This is a genomic window from Vibrio sp. ZF57, from assembly GCF_001691235.1.
GTDB lineage: Bacteria > Pseudomonadota > Gammaproteobacteria > Enterobacterales > Vibrionaceae > Vibrio > Vibrio crassostreae_C.
The window spans coordinates 1-2,974 of the sequence record NZ_MAKD01000004.1 but is presented as its reverse complement, the minus strand read 5'-3'; the positions used below and the strand labels follow the sequence as shown (position 1 = coordinate 2,974).

3 protein-coding genes are annotated in these 2,974 nt (G+C 46.8%); all 3 read left to right on the top strand.

What is annotated here, in order from left to right; all coding sequences use genetic code 11:
- A partial coding sequence (locus A6D97_RS00470) for an HlyD family efflux transporter periplasmic adaptor subunit (RefSeq protein WP_139074281.1) occupies positions 1 to 438 on the top strand: 438 nt, incomplete at its 5' end.
- Positions 439 to 445: 7 nt separating this feature from the next.
- Complete coding sequence (locus A6D97_RS00465; protein WP_065583586.1) at positions 446 to 1,747, top strand: ABC transporter permease; 1,302 nt, start codon at positions 446 to 448, stop codon at positions 1,745 to 1,747.
- Entirely contained in the window at positions 1,744 to 2,916 is a 1,173-nt protein-coding gene (locus A6D97_RS00460; RefSeq protein WP_065583585.1) for an ABC transporter permease, read from the top strand. Before A6D97_RS00465 ends, A6D97_RS00460 begins: the two co-directional genes overlap by 4 nt.
- Positions 2,917 to 2,974 lie beyond the last annotated feature (58 nt).

Here is a 2,974-nt window from a genome sequence, read left to right as displayed (position 1 = left end):
AAAGTGGCCGCCACTCAAAAAGCGTTAATGGCAGCGGGTGCGGTAGCGGAAGTTGAAGCTTACGCAAAAGACACACAGATCCACAGCTGGTTTAATGGCGAAGTCTCTCAGGTTCTATTGAGCAGTGGAGAACTTGCACCACAAGGCTTCCCTGTTGTGACTGTTATCGACACCAAGGATGCTTGGGCTATGCTCAATGTTCGTGAAGACATGCTTAAGCATTTCGAGAAAGGCAGCCAGTTTGAGGCGTACCTACCGGCTCTGGATAAATCATTAACTTTCCAAGTAACTCACATCGCCGTAATGGGTGATTTCGCAACTTGGCGCTCAACAGACGCAGCACAAGGCTTCGATTTACGTACTTTTGAAGTAGAAGCGCACCCTGTCGATACGAGCGAAACACTGCGTATGGGCATGAGCCTAGTGGTTGAGCTTTAGGTGACTTATGTCTGCTAACTCTCAATATACTGGATCGCAATCTAGAGGCTCGCAATCAACTGAGCATCATAGAGCGAAGAATACCTTGCTTCGGCAGTGGGCGATTGTCCGCAAAGACAAATGGTTGTTGTCTTGCCTAACTTGGATTCCTTTGCTGCTTGCTGCCAGTATCTGGCTGATTTTTTCACAAGGGATCGCTCGTGACTTACCGGTCGCAGTTGTCGACCTTGAGCACAGTCAAATCTCACAACAGTTCACACGCCTTGTTGATGCGTCACCAACGCTGCAAGTCACTCAGAAATACAGCTCTGCGAGTGATGCGGCGAAAGCGATGATCGAACGTGATATCTATGGTTATGTTGTGATACCAAGGCACTTCGACCGAGACCTTCTGCTCGGCTTGAATCCGCAAGTGTCTGTATTCTATAACAGCCAATTTATCTTAATCGGTAAGCTGGTGAACTCTGCCTTGCTGCAGGCTCAAGGGACTTTTAACGCGCAACTTGAAGTCGTGAAACAGCTGTCACACGGTGATACCACGGTGCAATCCGCATTAGGCCAAGCAGTAACGGTACAAAGCCAGATCACGCCGCTGTTCAACAAGAACACCAGTTATGCACAGTTCTTGGTGTCTGCGGTTATTCCTGCACTGTGGCAGATCATGATTGTGGTGGGCACGATATTGGTTTTGACGGCGAACGTTAGAGCTCGTGGGCTTCACGCTTGGTTATCCAACGCCCCTATGAAGTCACTCGCATCAACATTAACGCCCTACCTTGTCTTGTTTTTGATGTTTGGTATCGCGTTTAGTTTTTGGTTCTATGTGCTCTTAGACTGGCCATTTAACGGCAGCTTTGTGGCATTGACTATTGCCCAACTGCTAACCGTGATCAGTTGTATCATTATGGGTTGTTTGTTTTTCTTCTTAACACTTGATCCAGCAAGGGCGATGAGTTTCGCTGGCGCATTTACGGCACCAAGCTTTGCGTTCATGGGTATTACCTTTCCAGTAACAGACATGAACACAGCTGCTCAAATTTGGAGAAGCTTATTGCCCGTGAGTCATTACATCGAAGTACAAACGGCGCAGTCTAGTTATGGTGTGAGCGCAGCACAGTCTTTGATCAGCCTCTCTTCTATGTTGTGGTACGCAGTTCCTGCTTTCGTGGTAATGTTGCTAATTAAGAAACACTTGGCGCAATCAACTCTAACTGCACAAGCAGATCCATCTACAAAAGCAGCTATATCTGCAAAAACAACGCCGTCAACACAGCCAGAAGCATCAGCACAACAAGGAGTAAAACGATGAGCTTTACTCAACTGCTCAAACAAGAACTCTTAGCGGTATTGCGCAACCCTGTCGTGCTTCTTACGGTATTTGGTGGTGTGGTCTTCTATTCCTTCTTGTATCCATTGCCTTACGCGAACCAAGTTCCTCAACAACTGAAAGCTTCGGTTGTGAACTTGGATAAGAGTCAAAGCAGCTATCAATTAGAGCGTATGGTGGATGCCACCTCTCAGATCGAATTGGTCCGTCGAGACTCCACCATCGCCGATGCGAAACAAGCCGTGCTTAACCAAGAGATTGGCGGCTTCCTCGTCATTCCAGAAGATTTCTATAAAGACTTGTTGCTCGGTAAGAGCCCGACACTTTCTTACGCTGGTGATGCTTCTTACTTTTTGGTCTACGGAACCATTGTTGAAGGGCTTGCCAAGGCCGGTGGTACGTTAGCTGCGCAAGTTAAGGTCAGCCATTTGTTAGTCGAAGGTGTGCCTTTAGAATCGGCAGCCAAAGGCTACAGTGCATTCAGCTTGAACCTGAAACCAACGTTTAATAGTCGCATGGGATACATCGATTACGTAGTTCCAGCCGTCTTTGTGTTGATCCTGCAACAAACCTTAGCCATGGCTTCAGGTTTAGTGGGTGCAACCCAAAATGCTCAATCGACATTTGGCTACTGGAGTAAGACCTCTCCAGCGAAATTGATGCTTGCCCGCTGTTGTACCTTAGTCGGCATTTATTACCTGTTGTCGATGTACTATTTCGGCGCTAGCTTTTCGATGTATGGGATAAACCAGCTCGCCTCAACAACACAGATCTTAACCTTACTTCTGCCCTTCTTACTGGCCAGTTGTTTGATCGGGATTTTTATTGGTGAGTTAGTGCCACGAAGAGAGCTAGTCACGGTTGTAGTGTTAATCAGTTCAATGCCACTGATCTTCTCTTCAGGTTTTATCTGGCCAGTTGAAATGATGCCCGAATGGTTAGTTCTATTATCACAGCTGTTCCCAAGCACACCGGCTATCCAAGGTTTCTTAGCACTTAATCAGATGGGTGCATCTTGGCAAGAAGTGGCGTCTCAATGGACATTGCTATGGGGACAAGTTTTGCTGTGGGGTTCATTATTGGCACTTAAGCTCTACCACAAATCCAGTAAAGGCACAGTTGGCAATAGCAATAGTCATCGGGCCGTTTAGTTTTATGTTCTAGCGGAAAGTACTCATGCTTTCCGCTAGAACATAAAAGCTCTGATAA